The organism is Chitinilyticum aquatile DSM 21506, assembly GCF_000430805.1.
GTDB lineage: Bacteria > Pseudomonadota > Gammaproteobacteria > Burkholderiales > Chitinibacteraceae > Chitinilyticum > Chitinilyticum aquatile.
This window is the reverse complement of record NZ_AUMS01000020.1, coordinates 25,209-40,608: the sequence shown is the minus strand read 5'-3', so window position 1 is coordinate 40,608 and position 15,400 is coordinate 25,209. Positions and strand designations below refer to the sequence as shown.

Sequence of the window (15,400 nt, the reverse complement as noted above, 5' to 3'; positions counted from 1 at the left end):
GGCACTGTTGCAAATAGTCGGTGGTGATAAACTTATCATCCCCTTTTGCTGATGGAGCTGCACATGAACCCATTCAAAGGCCGGCATTTTCAGCGTGACATCATTCTGTGGGCCGTACGCTGGTACTGCAAATACGGCATCAGTTACCGTGAGCTGCAGGAGATGCTGGCTGAACGCGGAGTGAATGTCGATCACTCCACGATTTACCGCTGGGTTCAGCGTTATGCGCCTGAAATGGAAAAACGGCTGCGCTGGTACTGGCGTAACCCTTCCGATCTTTGCCCGTGGCACATGGATGAAACCTACGTGAAGGTCAATGGCCGCTGGGCGTATCTGTACCGGGCCGTCGACAGCCGGGGCCGCACTGTCGATTTTTATCTCTCCTCCCGTCGTAACAGCAAAGCTGCATACCGGTTTCTGGGTAAAATCCTCAACAACGTGAAGAAGTGGCAGATCCCGCGATTCATCAACACGGATAAAGCGCCCGCCTATGGTCGCGCGCTTGCTCTGCTCAAACGCGAAGGCCGGTGCCCGTCTGACGTTGAACACCGACAGATTAAGTACCGGAACAACGTGATTGAATGCGATCATGGCAAACTGAAACGGATAATCGGCGCCACGCTGGGATTTAAATCCATGAAGACGGCTTACGCCACCATCAAAGGTATTGAGGTGATGCGTGCACTACGCAAAGGCCAGGCCTCAGCATTTTATTATGGTGATCCCCTGGGCGAAATGCGCCTGGTAAGCAGAGTTTTTGAAATGTAAGGCCTTTGAATAAGACAAAAGGCTGCCTCATCGCTAACTTTGCAACAGTGCCAGCGTGGCTACCAGGCGTTTCGTGCGAGCGGCAGTCTCCAAGACTTCCGGCCTCAGCTCGACGAGCTGGGCCGCCTGCATCGGCAATGGCTGTCCGACCTGGAAGCCTTCAAAGACTCGCTGCGCACGCAGGGCGCAGAACCCAAGGTGCTGGAATACGTGAACGAGGCTTTCGGCCGCCTGGCCGAGCGCATCAAGCAGCTTGCCGGTTGATCGCCGGAATTTTCGGCGGTTCCGGCTTTGTCGCGCCGTGCACAAGAGTTCTGAGCAATTCCGATCTCTCGCGGCGCTTCGTGCATAGAACTTCTGACCGTTCCCGGTCAGAAGTTCTATGCACACACGGCGGCCAGCCCAGTGAACTGGTGCAGTCGCCTTCTGAAAACGACAGCCGGTTGCCTTGGCGGGCTTGTCACAAACCTACGTTTTCAAGAAGAAGGAAACCGCATGCCCCGCCGTTCGATCCTCTCCGCCGCCGAGCGCGAAAGCCTGCTGGCGTTGCCGGACACCAAGGATGAGTTGATCCGTCACTACACGTTCAGCGAAAGCGACCTCTCCATCATCCGGCAGCGGCGCGGCCCGGCCAATCGGCTGGGCTTCGCGGTGCAGCTCTGCTACCTGCGCTTTCCCGGCGTCATCCTTGGCGCTGATGAGCCACCGTTCCCGCCATTGCTGAGACTGGTCGCCAACCAGCTCAAGGTCGGCATCGAAAGCTGGGACGAGTACGGGCAGCGTGAGCAGACCCGACGCGAGCACCTGGTCGAGCTGCAAACGGTGTTCGGCTTCCAGCCGTTCACGATTGGCCACTACCGGCAGGCTGTCCAGTTGCTGACCGAGCTGGCCATGCAAACCGACAAGGGCATCGTGCTGGCCAGAGCCTTGATCGAGCACCTGCGGCGGCAGTCGGTCATTGTGCCCGCCCTCAACGCCGTCGAGCGGGCGAGCGCCGAAGCGATTACCCGCGCCAACCGGCGTCTCTACGACGCCTTGGCTGAGCCGCTGACGGACGTGCATCGCCGTCGCCTCGACGATCTGCTCAAGCGCCGCGACAACGGCAAGACGACGTGGCTGGCCTGGCTGCGGCAATCCCCGGTCAAACCGAACTCGCGGCACATGCTGGAACACATCGAACGCCTCAAGGCGTGGCAGGCGCTCGACCTGCCCTCCGGCATCGAGCGGCTGGTTCACCAGAACCGGCTGCTCAAGATCGCCCGCGAGGGCGGCCAGATGACGCCCGCCGACCTGGCGAAGTTCGAGCCGCAGCGGCGTTACGCGACCCTGGTGGCGCTCGCCATCGAGGGCATGGCCACCGTCACCGACGAAATCATCGACCTGCATGACCGCATCCTGGGCAAGCTGTTCAATGCCGCCAAGAACAAGCATCAGCAGCAGTTCCAGGCATCCGGCAAGGCGATCAATGCCAAGGTGCGGCTGTTCGGGCGCATCGGCCAGGCGCTGATCGAGGCCAAGCAAGCGGGCCGCGATCCGTTCGCCGCCATCGAGGCCGTCATGTCCTGGGATGCTTTCGCCGAGAGCGTCACCGAAGCGCAGCGGCTCGCGCAACCCGAGGACTTCGATTTCCTGCACCGCATCGGCGAGAGCTACGCCACGCTGCGCCGCTACGCGCCGGAATTTCTCGACGTGCTCAAGTTGCGGGCCGCGCCCGCCGCCAAGGACGTACTCGACGCCATCGAGGTGCTGCGCAGCATGAACAGCGACAACGCCCGCAAGGTGCCCACCGACGCGCCGACCGAGTTCATCAAGCCGCGCTGGCAGAAGCTGGTGATGACCGACACCGGCATCGACCGGCGCTACTACGAACTGTGCGCGCTGTCGGAGCTGAAGAACGCGCTGCGCTCCGGCGACATCTGGGTGCAAGGCTCGCGCCAGTTCAAGGACTTCGAGGACTACCTGGTGCCGCCCGCGAAATTCGCCAGCCTCAAGCAGGCCAGCGAATTGCCGCTGGCCGTGGCCACCGATTGCGACCAGTACCTGCATGACCGGCTGACGCTGCTGGAAACGCAGCTCGCCACCGTCAACCGCATGGCGCTGGCCAACGAGCTGCCGGACGCCATCATCACGGAGTCGGGCCTGAAGATCACGCCGCTCGATGCGGCGGTGCCCGATACCGCACAGGCCCTGATCGACCAGACGGCGATGATCCTACCGCACGTCAAGATCACCGAATTGCTGCTGGAGGTAGACGAATGGACGGGCTTCACCCGGCACTTCGCCCACCTGAAGTCAGGCGACCTGGCCAAGGACAAAAACCTGTTGCTGACCACGATCCTCGCCGACGCGATCAACCTGGGCCTGACCAAGATGGCGGAATCGTGCCCCGGCACGACCTACGCCAAGCTGGCCTGGCTGCAAGCCTGGCACATCCGCGACGAAACCTACGGGGCGGCACTGGCCGAGCTGGTCAACGCGCAGTTCCGACATCCCTTCGCCGAGCATTGGGGCGACGGCACCACGTCATCGTCGGACGGCCAGAACTTCCGCACCGGCAGCAAGGCCGAGAGCACCGGCCACATCAATCCGAAATACGGCAGCAGCCCAGGGCGGACGTTCTACACCCATATCTCCGACCAGTACGCGCCGTTCCACACCAAGGTCGTGAACGTCGGCGTGCGCGACTCGACCTACGTGCTCGACGGCCTGCTGTATCACGAATCCGACCTGCGGATCGAGGAGCACTACACCGACACGGCAGGGTTCACGGACCACGTCTTCGCGTTGATGCACCTGCTGGGCTTCCGCTTCGCCCCGCGCATTCGTGACCTGGGCGACACCAAGCTCTACATCCCGAAGGGCGATGCCACCTACGAGGCGTTGAAACCGATGATCGGCGGCACGCTCAACATCAAGCACGTCCGCGCCCATTGGGATGAAATCCTGCGGATGGCCACCTCGATCAAGCAGGGCACGGCGACGGCCTCGCTGATGCTCAGGAAGCTTGGCAGCTACCCGCGCCAGAACGGCCTGGCCGTCGCCCTGCGTGAGCTGGGACGCATCGAGCGCACACTGTTCATCCTGGACTGGCTGCAAAGCGTCGAGCTGCGCCGCCGCGTGCATGCCGGGCTGAACAAAGGCGAGGCGCGCAACGCGCTGGCCCGCGCCGTGTTCTTCAACCGCCTGGGGGAAATCCGCGACCGCAGCTTCGAGCAGCAGCGCTACCGGGCCAGCGGCCTCAACCTGGTGACGGCGGCCATCGTGCTATGGAACACGGTCTATCTGGAGCGGGCCGCGAACGCCTTGCGTGGCCACGGTCAAGCCGTCGATGACGGCCTGTTGCAGTACCTGTCGCCGCTCGGCTGGGAGCACATCAACCTGACCGGCGATTACCTCTGGCGCAGCAGCGCCAAGATCGGCGCGGGCAAGTTCAGGCCGCTACGGCCGCTGCAACCGGCTTAGCGTGCTTTATTTTCCGTTTTCTGAGACGACCCCATTTAGCACTTCATCGACGAAAAAAAGGATGAAGGCCAACGATTCCGACAGTGTTTGCTCGTCTTCTTCTTTGTGGTCGTAACGATGATGCTCAATCCGATTTCGACGACCTTGCATCTTCTCGATCACTTCACGCGACTGCTTGAAAAGTCCGAGCCCAAGATTATCGAGACGGTTCATCGCCTCTTTTGCACCGACCGTGATTGAATCATCTTTAACGGGCTTGTCGATATCCCGATAAATAAGCAGGGGGTTGACGCGATAAAGTTGTTCCTTGAGGAAAAGCTCTATCGCATGGAAAACCGTCATGATGGCGTGTTTGCGGCTCGAATAGCTCGAATCACGCATGAAGTAGTCGATCCCAACCTGAAGCGAATCAATCGCGTTCAAATAGATTTCGCTCCGCTGGCTATTCGCCTGGCCCTTACAGTTTTCCAAGGATTACCCCCAAATCGACTTGAATCCGTTTGATTGCGAGGTTCAGTTCAACCTGCTTGGCAACCTGCCTTTCCTTGGCGGCCAGGCTTCGGAGACGCCCAAGTTCAGTTTGCAAGCGTCTCGATTCCTGCAACGCCCGATGACGCTCAGCCGCCTGTTCGCGGGACGACGAAATACAAAAGACGCCCGTTACGAAAGCCGTTTGCAGCGCGAGCACGGTATCCATCCAGCCCTGGTAAAGTGCGTGAAGGGATGAGCGTGGCTGCTTTTCCAGCGGCAAGGCATCGACAAACAGTTCAACCAGGTCTGGCCGTTCAGTTGAATACAGGTTGGCCTCCAGGATGTCGCCGTCCAGCACAGTCTTGCCAGCTTCGTTTTGCGCCCAGCGTTTATGCGCCAGCGAGATGCTGATGCCGCCCTGGGATTGCGCCATCAGGAATGTCGGATAGGGGATGGCACGATGTACCAGTTCGGCAATACGGCTGGCTTTGGCCTCCGGGCGCAGGCTGATGCTCAGGATGGCGATTTCGAGGTAATCACGGGCCTCATCCTGATAGGCCGGAATCCCTACCGTTCCCGGCTTTAGTGCAGCCAGCCAATGAATGTCATCGATGCCGTCGGTGATGGCGCGTTTGTCTGCTGCCGTCGGCGCGCCCGTTTCGACCAGCATTTTCTTGGGAATACGCTGGTTGACCGCAGCATTCTCTGGGTAGCCCAGGGCTGCGACGAGATGAGGAAGATCGAAACTGACGGTCAAGCTGACTGCTCCGGCAGGATCACCATGTAGGCGATGACTTCAAAATCGTTACTACCAGCGAACTCACCTTTCAAGGCATGGGTTCCACCCGGCGAAAACAGGCTGGCTATCGCCCGTTCCTCACTCTTGCCGACAATCGAGGCTACGGCTGCCGCCAGCAATTGCTGCACAGAAGCCATGTCCGCGCCGTGCCTGGTCTGCTTGTCGAAACGGTGGATGGCCGCTGAGTCAGGGGTGTCACGGCCAAGGCTGACGCGCTTGAGCCAGTCCAGGATGCGCTTTGCCTGTGTGTAGGGCAGTTCGACCGCCCCTGCCTCGCTGACGTGGACGAGGAAATGCGGAGCTAACGGGTAGCCCGCATCGGTAATCTTCTGTGCGGCGGCCCCTTCGGCCCGCAGGCAAAAAACAACACCGGGCGTAATGTCAGCATCCATGCTGGTGGTAACGGAGCAAGCGCCCAGCGGCAACGATTCGAGCTTCCCGGGGTGCGCTTTGAGGTACTGCGCCAGGTCGATACGGAAATCGGTCAGCGTCAAATCGGTAATCGACACACCGGAAGACAGGTCTTCAAGGTCGATCACCGTGTCCTGCAGCTTGAGCAGTTGCTTGCGGCGGTACTCTAGGTCGTTCATGGGGTTGCCGGACTGCTGTTCAATCAGGTTTTCTTCGCCGGTTGCCGAAATGTCGAGCAAGACCATGCGACCACTGACCCGCTGTTCAAGATTGATGTACTCGTCCAGCTCCATGTTCGGCCAGAAATTCACCAGTTGAATGCGCTCGTTGGGGGAACCGATGCGGTCGATACGGCCAAACCGCTGGATGATACGAACCGGGTTCCAGTGAATGTCGTAGTTGATAAGCCAGTCGCAGTCCTGCAGGTTCTGGCCTTCGCTGATGCAGTCGGTGGCAATCAACAAGTCCAGTTCGCCTTCATGTGCCAGATCGGCGGGGCGCTCCTTGGATCGCGGTGAAAAGGCGGTCAGGATGGATGCGAGATCCTTGCGGAGATGTGGCAGGCTAGTCTGGTTCCGCCCGGAGCCTGTCACCAAGGCGCTTTCAATACCCAAGTCAGCCTTGGCCCAGACCGATAGCTGTTCGTAGAGGTAGGTTGCGGTATCGGCAAACGCCGTGAAGATGATGATTTTCTTGTTGCCTGCATTGGTTGGATGCTGGCACTTGTGGGCAATGACTTCGCGCAAGGCGGTCAATTTGGCATCCCGAGCCGCATCAACCTGCTTGGCTGCCGCATAGAGGGCTGCCAGGCGATTGCGATCCTCGATCAGGTCATGCCGCCAACGCAGTAGATCAACGTCAGTCAGCAGCACCTTGACTTTGCGCCCAACCAGCAGGCTTTCAAAGGCTGGATCGTCAATGTCTACGTCGGCAATGTCCAGTTCTTCAATCTCGGGATCGTGGGCCTCGATACGTGCCAGCGTTGCTTCCACATCCTTCAGTTGGCGCTGAACAGTCAGCGTGAAGGACGACACCGCGCTTTCCATACGCTTCAGCACATTGACGCGCAGCAGGTGGATCAGGCTCTCTTCACGGTCAACCTGCCGGAAGAAGCTTTCGCCGCCGCGAATCTGGGTGCTGTACTTGGCGTCGTAGTCAGCTTGCTTGTGCGGCAGGACATAGCGAAGCGGCGCATAGGCAGCCAGGTTCAGCCGACGAATCTCCAGGTTAATGTCTCGTATCGAACGGAATTCACCGGCGCGATCCACATCGGGCTTGATGTTGATCGGGGGCAGACGCTGAGGGAAGGAGCCGGTTTCAGCCGTACCGTAATACTTCTGAATGTGCCTACGTGACCGAGCAATGGTCAGGTGGTCCAGCAGCGTGAAGTAGTCGAAGCCCAACATCTCAACCAGGCGACTGGGTGTTTTCTCTTCATCGTCGAGGCTCAGCCAGCGGTTGAACTGGGCTTGCGCCTTGCGCGTGGTGGCCTCGATGCTGGCGATGCCATGTTCCATCAATGCCGTGTCGTCGCCTTCGGTGGCAAAGGCGATCTGGTTCCGTAGATCAGCAAGTCGGTTATTGACCGGCGTGGCCGATAGCATCAGCACACGGGTTTTGACCCCTTCCTTGATGATGCGGCGCATCAGGCGGTCGTACCGTGATTCGCGGCCCTTGTGCGTGGCCTTGTTGCGAAAGTTGTGTGACTCGTCGATGACCACCAGATCGTAGTTACCCCAATTCACATGGGCCAGGTCAATATCGCCCGACGTTCCACCTTCCCGCGAAAGGTCGGTGTGATTGAGTACATCGAAGTTGAAGCGGTCGGCAGCCAGCACATTTCGCTTGTCGTTGGCCTTGTACAGCGTCCAGTTGTCGCGCAACCGCTTCGGACACAGCACCAGCACTCGGTCGTTACGAAGCTCAAAATATTTGATGACGGCCAGGGCCTCAAAGGTTTTCCCCAGACCCACGCTGTCAGCAATGATGCAGCCGCCAAACCGGTTCAGCTTGTCGATGGCTCCGACGACGCCATCACGCTGGAACTTGTACAGCTTCTTCCAGACCAGCGTGTTGCGGATGCCGGTGGCAGACTTAACGATGCGCTCCTCATCCATTTCATCTTCGGCATGGCTGAAGAGGTGGGAAAGAATCAGCGCGTAGAGTGTAAATGGGGGGCAGTCGGCAGCCAGAGTTTCCAACGACTCGATAAACGCCTGCTTGCTGGCTTCATCGTGAGGAAGGCTGTTCCACTGCATGTCGAACCACTGGCTCAACATCGCGGCTTCATCAGCCGTATCGGATGCCTGGATGAGGTTGAGGGGGTTGCCAGGGGTAATCCCCAGACCATCGCTGGTTAGCCCAAAGGAGCCCATCACCACTTGCTGGGCAGCGCCATTCGAGTCACGGACAACCGCCACTCCTTGCGGCACCTTGCCTCTGGCAACGCGAACCTCTGCCTTTCCTTTGGCCCACTCCGCACATCGCTTTGCCAGCCAACGTGACAACAACTGATTCCTGGCCGGTCGGTCAGCTTCGTTACCCAACAATTTCAGTTCGCCATCAACGGAAGGAATAACGATGTTGCTCTGCTTGAGTGTCGCCAGCTTGGGATGCAGCGCCGAAAACGCGAACAACGAGAACTCCGGGGTCACAACATCGAGTTGACCGTCCTTCTGCAGCTTCGGATCAAGCAGGTCGATAACACGATCAGCGCCTGAATTTTTGAGCAAACGCATGGCCTAGTTCTCCCCTGGATTCTGCGCGGTCGCTGACGGTTGTAGCTTCGCCTTCTTGGCGTAGTCCCTGACCAGCACCTCGATCATGGACGCAAGGGAACGGTGTTCTTGCTCCGCAGCCTGACGTAGCAAGTCCTTAATCTCGGCAGTGGTCCTGATAGTCAGCGTTTCGTTCTTTTGGCGTGGCATGGCGGACCTCGTTGGCAAGACTGCCAATGTACTGCCATTTTGGGGGCAACTCAATGCTAAGCACTCAATATCTTGCTTGCACGAAAGGCCGATAGTGGGTAAACGAAATTTTACACCAATTCAAGCTTACTATTAATAATCCATCGGCATCAGTTAAGGCCGCTCCAGCGTCAGTTCGTCGCTATGCCGCAGTTCCTGCAATAGCATCCGACAGTGCTTCAATAACCAGGCATTCAAGGCCGTAAAGCTGCTTCAGGACGCAATCGTCTCTAATTGCGCATTCCGCCACCCACACAGCGTCATTCGACGGCACGCATAAAGAGAAGTATCGAAAGAGGATGGCGAGATTATCTCTGCCGGCACCCAGCCTGAGGCTAGACATGGCTAAATTTCAAACAGCCAATTAACTTACTTGATCCAGAATCCCCGAGCCGGAACAAACCCAAATCCAAGTGCCCGCAACTCCCGTCCCAGGTCACTGGAGCTTTCTCGATACTCAATCCAGAATGCCCCGCCTTTACTACGAAAATCATGAGTACCAATACCGTGGCTATGGCCTAATACTAGTTGTGTCGCCCTGAGGATCGACGCATCAACAGCGGCCTTCGACTTCATGGTTTGGTTGCGGACTTGAGGCGTCTGTGAGCTGGAACCTATGCGATCCAGTTGTGCCATCGGATTTGTCGAGCTTGCGAAGATGCTCACTAAAGCATCAGCTCGGACGCTTTCTGCTCGTTTGAGAGCGGCAAGCGTCAGCGCCTTACCGCAAGCCAGTTTCTCTGCATTGGACAGGATGCGCAGGAAAAGTCGTGCAGTGACATCGGCATCGACCAACGCACGGTGGAAATTGCCTTCGGCAGAAAGATTCAAACGTGCAGCCAGCGTACCCAATTTGTGGTTCGGCATTTCCGGATAAAACCGTCTTGCCAGCAACAAAGTACAGAGCGAGTCTGTTTTCGTTGAATGGCCTGCCAGCGCCGCCTCATGGGCGAGAAACTTCATATCGAACGACGCATTGTGCGCAACAAAGGTTGCCCCTTTTGTCAGAGCGAGCACTTCAGACATTACCTGGTGCGCAGCAGGAGCCTTGGCGACCATGGCATTACTGATCCCCGTTAACTGTGTGATGTGTGCCGGGATATAGACCCCTGCATTCACAAGACTCTGATAACGATCAGTGATGACACCTTGCTTGATCATCACCACGGCCACTTCGGTGATTCTGGCTCCCTGCGCTGGGCTGAGGCCGGTAGTCTCGAAGTCAATGACTGCAAAATTGTCCATGGTTCATCTCGGCAAATTGGCCGCAACAGGATTGAATAAGCCACCCAATGTTTCATGCTGCATAGGGCAATCGCCTGCTACGCAAACAGCTTTCCAAGCACCTGCTCCGATGCCCCACCAGTACGGTCAAACACCTCAAGCTCATCTACAGGCAGCGTGGCTAACCTGAAGGCGCCATTTCGGCGCGTGAGAACGCAGCCTTCGGAAGCACCTTCCTGCCATACCAGGACAAAACGTGCTTCACCATACTGGGAACACTGCGGCTCAAGTTTTCCTGAGAGCAGTGCCTTTGCCCCCTTAGGACCATCGATGGCATTTTCCAAGGAATGATGCGTGTTGACCTTCCGCCAGAGATGGTTTGCTTGAATTGCACGATACTTGATTTTGCCGCTGCCGCGCATCGCGGCTGTGATATGTAAGTTGTCGTTCCTGGCTTTCTGTAAGACGCTTGGAGCAATGACAGAGGCTACCGCTGCCGTAACTGGATGGCCCTGATTTTTTCCCTGCTTCGCCACCTTTGGTTGCGTGTTCGGCGCGGGACTAGCCTGCACATTGGGTGATCCCAAGGTCTGCACGGCATGGCCTGGCTTCACAAACCTCGGAAAACCTGGATACAAGGCTGTATGTGACCCAGCATGGTTACTCATCCCAGGAGCCGTCAACGTACCTTTGGGCTCGGCATAACTTTTGATCCAGCGCTCCGGGCTCTCACACCAACGAATATTGAATGCGGCTAATCGTGAGAAGAAGTACAGGCTGCTATATGGCAAATGATCGTGGATCCACCAGGCCATTTCCTGCCATGAACCACCCCGCTCAATCTGGTCGACTAACCAGGGTACCACGATGCAGGCAGTCGCACCGATGTGGCCATTTTTGTCGCGATAATCCCAGATGTGGTGGCCATAGTTGGCTGCATTACTTGCACAATTGAGCTTATTGCGATTGCCAAAATCATTCACTTCTGGAGAGCGATAAGCACTCCGAATATGAATCCGTCCAAAGGTATCCTGCAGTGGCTCCAGCAGCTCCTCACAGAGCCGTCGACCTGCATGGATGGCCAGGTCGGGAAACTCAGGCATGTTGACCAGCATGTAGGAAGCTGCGATTTCGCTATAGAGAAAATCGCGCATGAAGAAGCTCTTTGAAAGCCTCACTCGGGACAGCTCTTCCAGGGATTTGTAATCCTGCTGCATAGCCTTTCGCTCCTGTGGTGACCATGATGCTACTGCATGCCATGCGCGTATTCGCACGAGTGCATAAGCTGCACAACTCGTTTGCTTTTAACGGCCCCGCACAGAGGATGCGCTGTCTGGTCGCGGGCCGGCCGACGCGGTAAGTCGATACAATTCAGCGGCTACGACAGACTCGAGGGCCGCTTAACCGCTTACGTCGTCATCCCGGCTTAGCAAAATCTCTGCGATCAAGTTGCGAGACACCGCTCTGCACATTGGTCAGTTACAGGAACAATACCTAATAAAACGCACAATGTCATCATAATGATGACCATATGTGCTCATATTATATATTAATGCCACAGAATGATGACAGAATGTGCCAGATGTGGAGTCGCCTAACTGGGCGTCTGGATTTGGCGAGCGAGATAGTACAGCACCTACTCAGTCGCCCCTGAACAATTCATAGGCCAATGATTTAAATGGCAAAACATGCCATTTCTCTCCCATGAATTTGCAAGTGTTCATTAAAATCGACGCGTTTCCTTGCAAATTTTCGATACCCGCATGGGCCCCAAACCGCTGACACCGGAGCCCAATGATCTGTTTCGCCAACGTCTGGATGAGCTGGTCAATCTCCGGCACCCGCTGGTACAACTGACGCAGCATATTGACTGGTCTGTGTTCGAGCGGGAATGTACGTCATTTCTCGTCCGCTAAGCCGATTTCAGTCTGTTGCACTTACTCGTTGAATCCGCCACATGACACTCATGTTTCCCGGCGACCAAGGTAGCTGTTATATGACCAACAGCACTCGCTCCAGCTAGGCCGCGTCATGTGCAGCCACCGAGCCCACCGGCACCGAGAGCTTCAATTCACAAGGTCGTTCAGCTGCACCTCTTCGCCTCCGTTGTACATGTCACTGGCCAATTCGCGTTTCTGACTCAGAAGAATGTCGAGTTTGTTTTCAAACGTCGCATACCCTTCCGCCACGATCGTCGGATAGTAGACATGCACCGGCTTCTCCTGTCCGATCCGGTAAGCCCGATCGGTTGCTTGATCTTCCTTTGCAGGATTCCATGGTCGGGTGAAATGGATGACGTGATTCGCAGCCTGAACGTTTACCCCAAAACCAACCGCTGAAGTGGACAGAATAATCACGCCGAAGCCAGGCTGCTTCTGGAACTTGTCGATAATGAGCTGTCGGCTTACACCCTTTTTCGCCGTTGCACTGGTGTCCCCGTTTACAACAGGAACATCATCAAGATCGAAACGATCCATGATCACGATTTTTAGATCGCGCTGAATGTCACGCAACTCAGTGAAAATAATGGCTTTTTCCTGTTTGTCGCGAATGTGATCAAGCTGCTGGACCAGCCACTTCATCTTTGGCGAAACATCGAATAAGGGTCCTTCCGCTTTCACCGCATGCGGGTGGGCGCACACCAGTTTGAGCGTGTGCAATAAACCAAGCATCGCGATGTTTCTATCCCCAATACGCTGTAGCAGTTCTGCCTTGTGACGATAGGCAGCCAGTTCCGATTGGTACAGTCGATCCTGCAGAGGGCTGATAGGTAATCGTCGACACGCAGCATCTTCAAGCTTCGGCGGCAAGTCCGCGACTTCAGCCTTAGTTCTGCGCAAAAGTTGGGGAGCCACCAGAGCCCGGAGCTGTTCCAGGGCATGACGGTCCTGGTCTGTATTGCATTCGATCGGCCTGCGGTATAGACGTCCAAATTCGTTTAAGGCGCCAAGGAGACCTGGCTGGGCAAAATCGAACAAGCACCAGAGATCAATCAATGAGTTTTCAACAGGTGTGCCCGTACAAGCAACACGGAAACGTGCGTCTAGTGCCTTGGCGGCTTGGGTGACGAGAGCCCCTGGATTCTTGATTTTCTGTGCTTCGTCACAGACCACGATACTCCATTTCTGGCGTCCAAAGGACAGCTCCTGATCACGCAATGTCTCATAGGTTGTCAACACAATAGCCGCATCAACACACCAGCCAGGGCGAAGCAAGTTGCGAATGCCTTGTGCTTGCAGCGATGCAGGTATTTCACTGCGCTTGAGCTTTACGGCGGCCAAGGCATCACCATATAACTTGAGCACGGGCATGCCTGCAGTGAGAAAGAAGCGGTCGAATTCGCGCTCCCAGTTATCCAGCAACGAAACAGGGGCGATGATGAGCACCGGTGGTGATTGAGGTTCCTGCTCGCGCTGCCATGCAATGAATGCCAACAACTGAAGTGTCTTACCTAGACCCATGTCATCGGCAAGCACGCAGCCTCCAACTTGCTCAGGTGAATGACGGTATAGGCACTGCAGCCATGCTAGGCCATAGCACTGATGCTGCCTTAGGCTGATTTCTGGTCTGAGCGTTGCAGGTAAGTCAGGAGAAGCATCCGCTGGCAAACTCTGAACAGCGCTACGCCAATTTTCAACATCGTCCGTATTGGACTCAATTTGCAAACCGATGCGGGGACCAGCATTACCGGCACCTGATCCCTCAGTTTTATCCTGAAATTTCTTCGCCCACTCATCCCGTACCATCTTCGCCACGAGAAGTCGCACTTCCAGTTCCAAGCCGGGTATGCAGACTTTTTCGAGCTGTTGGGTCTCAGCGGCATCAATCCGCTCACAAAACTCATCGAAGTGCAGACGATTGTCAGTTTCCCAACGGCTTAGCAACTCAGGATCAAGTCCGAGTTCCGCCAACTTCTCTTCAGGCAGCCAGCTTTGCTTGTTTTCTGGCTGGATAAATACAGACTTGGGAGCTGTGAGCTCTCCAATGCCTACAACGCGACTGCCATATTGGCTAAGGTCGAAAATCCCTTCCAGCCATTGACCCAGTGCTTGCTGCTGCCAGTCTTCTAATAGTCGTTGTAATCCCTTGAGTGCGTCGAGGTGGAAATCAGCCAGTTCAATTTCATAGCCTTCCCAGAATCCGCATTGCGAACCAGCGGCAAGGCGGACCTCCAGTTCCTGGACAAAAGCTGCAAATCGCTCAGGCATGTCATAGTTGAAGGTCACTGACGGCTGTTCAACTACCGAAATTGGCTCAAGCGTTATTACGACCCTTGCGATCTGAAGTTCATCAGACAGGTAAGGTTGGACGTTGAAGCGATGGAAAAAGATCGCCGCTTCTTCTCGGGATCTTTCAAACTCATCCAGATCGATGACAGAAAGTTCCTCATTGCCAAGGAACTGTGCTGGATTACGAACAAATGCTAAGGCGGAGTCTCCCACCACACGACGACCCGGCAAACGCTTGATGTTGCCAAGTACTTCTTTGACTTCAGGTGGAACCAGAATATGAACGATCGAACCATCCTTCTCAAGGATGTGATAACGATCCTGTACTTCCTGATAAGCATCGAATTGGTCTAACCACGAAGCAGGCTGGTCTGCAAAACCAGGCGATACTTCGATCAATGCTCGGTCACCATGCACGGACTTACGCATATTGATGTTGATGCGATCCGGACTCAAGACGATGGTTTTGGCAAGAAAACCGTCCATCCTTGCCTGGGCGATTTTGGCTACCTTGCGAATCTTGGCCCAACCCTTCTGATTGGTTGCTTCTCCAGGCGATTGTTGCTGCTGCACTGCCAACTCTTTCACGGCATTTAGCACCCTCCAACTCGCCTCCGGCATGACTCCAGTTGTTTCAGCTTCACAAACGAATGCTCCAATGCGTTGCAAGCTGCCAGACATCTGCGTTCCATCACCCAGCTCCCAACCCTTGATCGACACTCTGAAATCAGCATCGCTCAGGGATCCTTGGCTGACTAAAACAGGAGTGATTGCTAGCTGTGGTAATACATTCAGCAAGTAAAGGCTGCTACGATGCTCTTCCTCATGCAGAAGCTGGAAGTATTCTTCCCAAGGTAAGAAAGCACTGTCTTGCATCGAAACAAGCAGACCTTCTTCATCCAGTTGCTCCAGATAAAGCCTGATTTCACGCGAGGCGCCCTCACGATAGAGCTCTGCCCGGTGCAGCGGCGGAAAATGTAGACCATCTTCAGCATACTCGGGAGTAATGCTAGAAGTTGACGCTAGGGGCTTGTCTTGTTTCTTTCGCTGAAACAGATTCTTGAACATGT

9 protein-coding genes are annotated in these 15,400 nt (G+C 56.0%); 3 read left to right on the top strand and 6 right to left on the bottom strand.

The annotated features are described in order from the left end of the window. The first annotated feature begins 63 nt into the window (after positions 1-63). The 3 genes from H559_RS0112810 to H559_RS0112800 all read left to right on the top strand — a co-directional run bounded on the left by H559_RS0112810 (position 64) and on the right by H559_RS0112800 (position 4,230). Complete coding sequence (locus H559_RS0112810; RefSeq protein WP_001067855.1) at positions 64-768, top strand: IS6-like element IS26 family transposase; 705 nt, start codon at positions 64-66, stop codon at positions 766-768. 39 nt (positions 769-807) lie between these two features. Beyond that, a complete protein-coding gene (locus H559_RS22745; RefSeq protein WP_245579374.1) occupies positions 808-1,032 on the top strand; it encodes a hypothetical protein in 225 nt (74 codons plus the stop codon). Positions 1,033-1,263: 231 nt separating this feature from the next. After that, a complete protein-coding gene (locus tag H559_RS0112800; protein ID WP_003100881.1) occupies positions 1,264-4,230 on the top strand; it encodes a Tn3-like element ISPa38 family transposase in 2,967 nt (988 codons plus the stop codon). Positions 4,231-4,236: 6 nt separating this feature from the next. On the opposite strand, the gene H559_RS0112795 is transcribed toward H559_RS0112800, so the two are convergent. From H559_RS0112795 to zorD, 6 genes are all read right to left on the bottom strand, one after another. Continuing rightward, complete coding sequence (locus H559_RS0112795; RefSeq protein ID WP_155845419.1) at positions 4,237-4,653, bottom strand: hypothetical protein; 417 nt, start codon at positions 4,651-4,653, stop codon at positions 4,237-4,239. A gap of 34 nt (positions 4,654-4,687) precedes the next feature. Continuing rightward, positions 4,688-5,458, bottom strand: coding sequence for a DUF4391 domain-containing protein (locus H559_RS0112790; protein WP_028453011.1), 771 nt, complete (start codon positions 5,456-5,458; stop codon positions 4,688-4,690). Beyond that, the gene (locus H559_RS0112785; protein ID WP_028453010.1) at positions 5,455-8,649 is read right to left on the bottom strand and encodes a helicase-related protein; all 3,195 of its coding nucleotides are present in this window, start codon (positions 8,647-8,649) and stop codon (positions 5,455-5,457) included. Before H559_RS0112785 ends, H559_RS0112790 begins: the two co-directional genes overlap by 4 nt. A gap of 597 nt (positions 8,650-9,246) precedes the next feature. Beyond that, positions 9,247-10,122, bottom strand: a complete 876-nt coding sequence (locus H559_RS22300; RefSeq protein ID WP_081413052.1) for a 3'-5' exonuclease — start codon at positions 10,120-10,122, stop codon at positions 9,247-9,249. A 77-nt stretch (positions 10,123-10,199) separates the two neighbouring features. After that, positions 10,200-11,318, bottom strand: coding sequence for a hypothetical protein (locus H559_RS23050; protein ID WP_211230942.1), 1,119 nt, complete (start codon positions 11,316-11,318; stop codon positions 10,200-10,202). A gap of 849 nt (positions 11,319-12,167) precedes the next feature. Continuing rightward, positions 12,168-15,398, bottom strand: coding sequence for a type I Zorya anti-phage system protein ZorD (zorD, locus tag H559_RS0112755; RefSeq protein WP_028453007.1), 3,231 nt, complete (start codon positions 15,396-15,398; stop codon positions 12,168-12,170). Positions 15,399-15,400 lie beyond the last annotated feature (2 nt).

Bases quoted from the DNA above. Each gene is read 5' to 3' on its own strand.
- H559_RS0112810 (WP_001067855.1), top strand. From the start codon at position 64: ATGAACCCATTCAAAGGCCGGCATTTTCAGCGTGACATCATTCTGTGG.
- H559_RS0112800 (WP_003100881.1), top strand. From the start codon at position 1,264: ATGCCCCGCCGTTCGATCCTCTCCGCCGCCGAGCGCGAAAGCCTGCTG.
- H559_RS0112785 (WP_028453010.1), bottom strand. From the start codon at position 8,649: ATGCGTTTGCTCAAAAATTCAGGCGCTGATCGTGTTATCGACCTGCTT.
- H559_RS22300 (WP_081413052.1), bottom strand. From the start codon at position 10,122: ATGGACAATTTTGCAGTCATTGACTTCGAGACTACCGGCCTCAGCCCA.
- H559_RS23050 (WP_211230942.1), bottom strand. From the start codon at position 11,318: ATGCAGCAGGATTACAAATCCCTGGAAGAGCTGTCCCGAGTGAGGCTT.
- zorD (WP_028453007.1), bottom strand. From the start codon at position 15,398: ATGTTCAAGAATCTGTTTCAGCGAAAGAAACAAGACAAGCCCCTAGCG.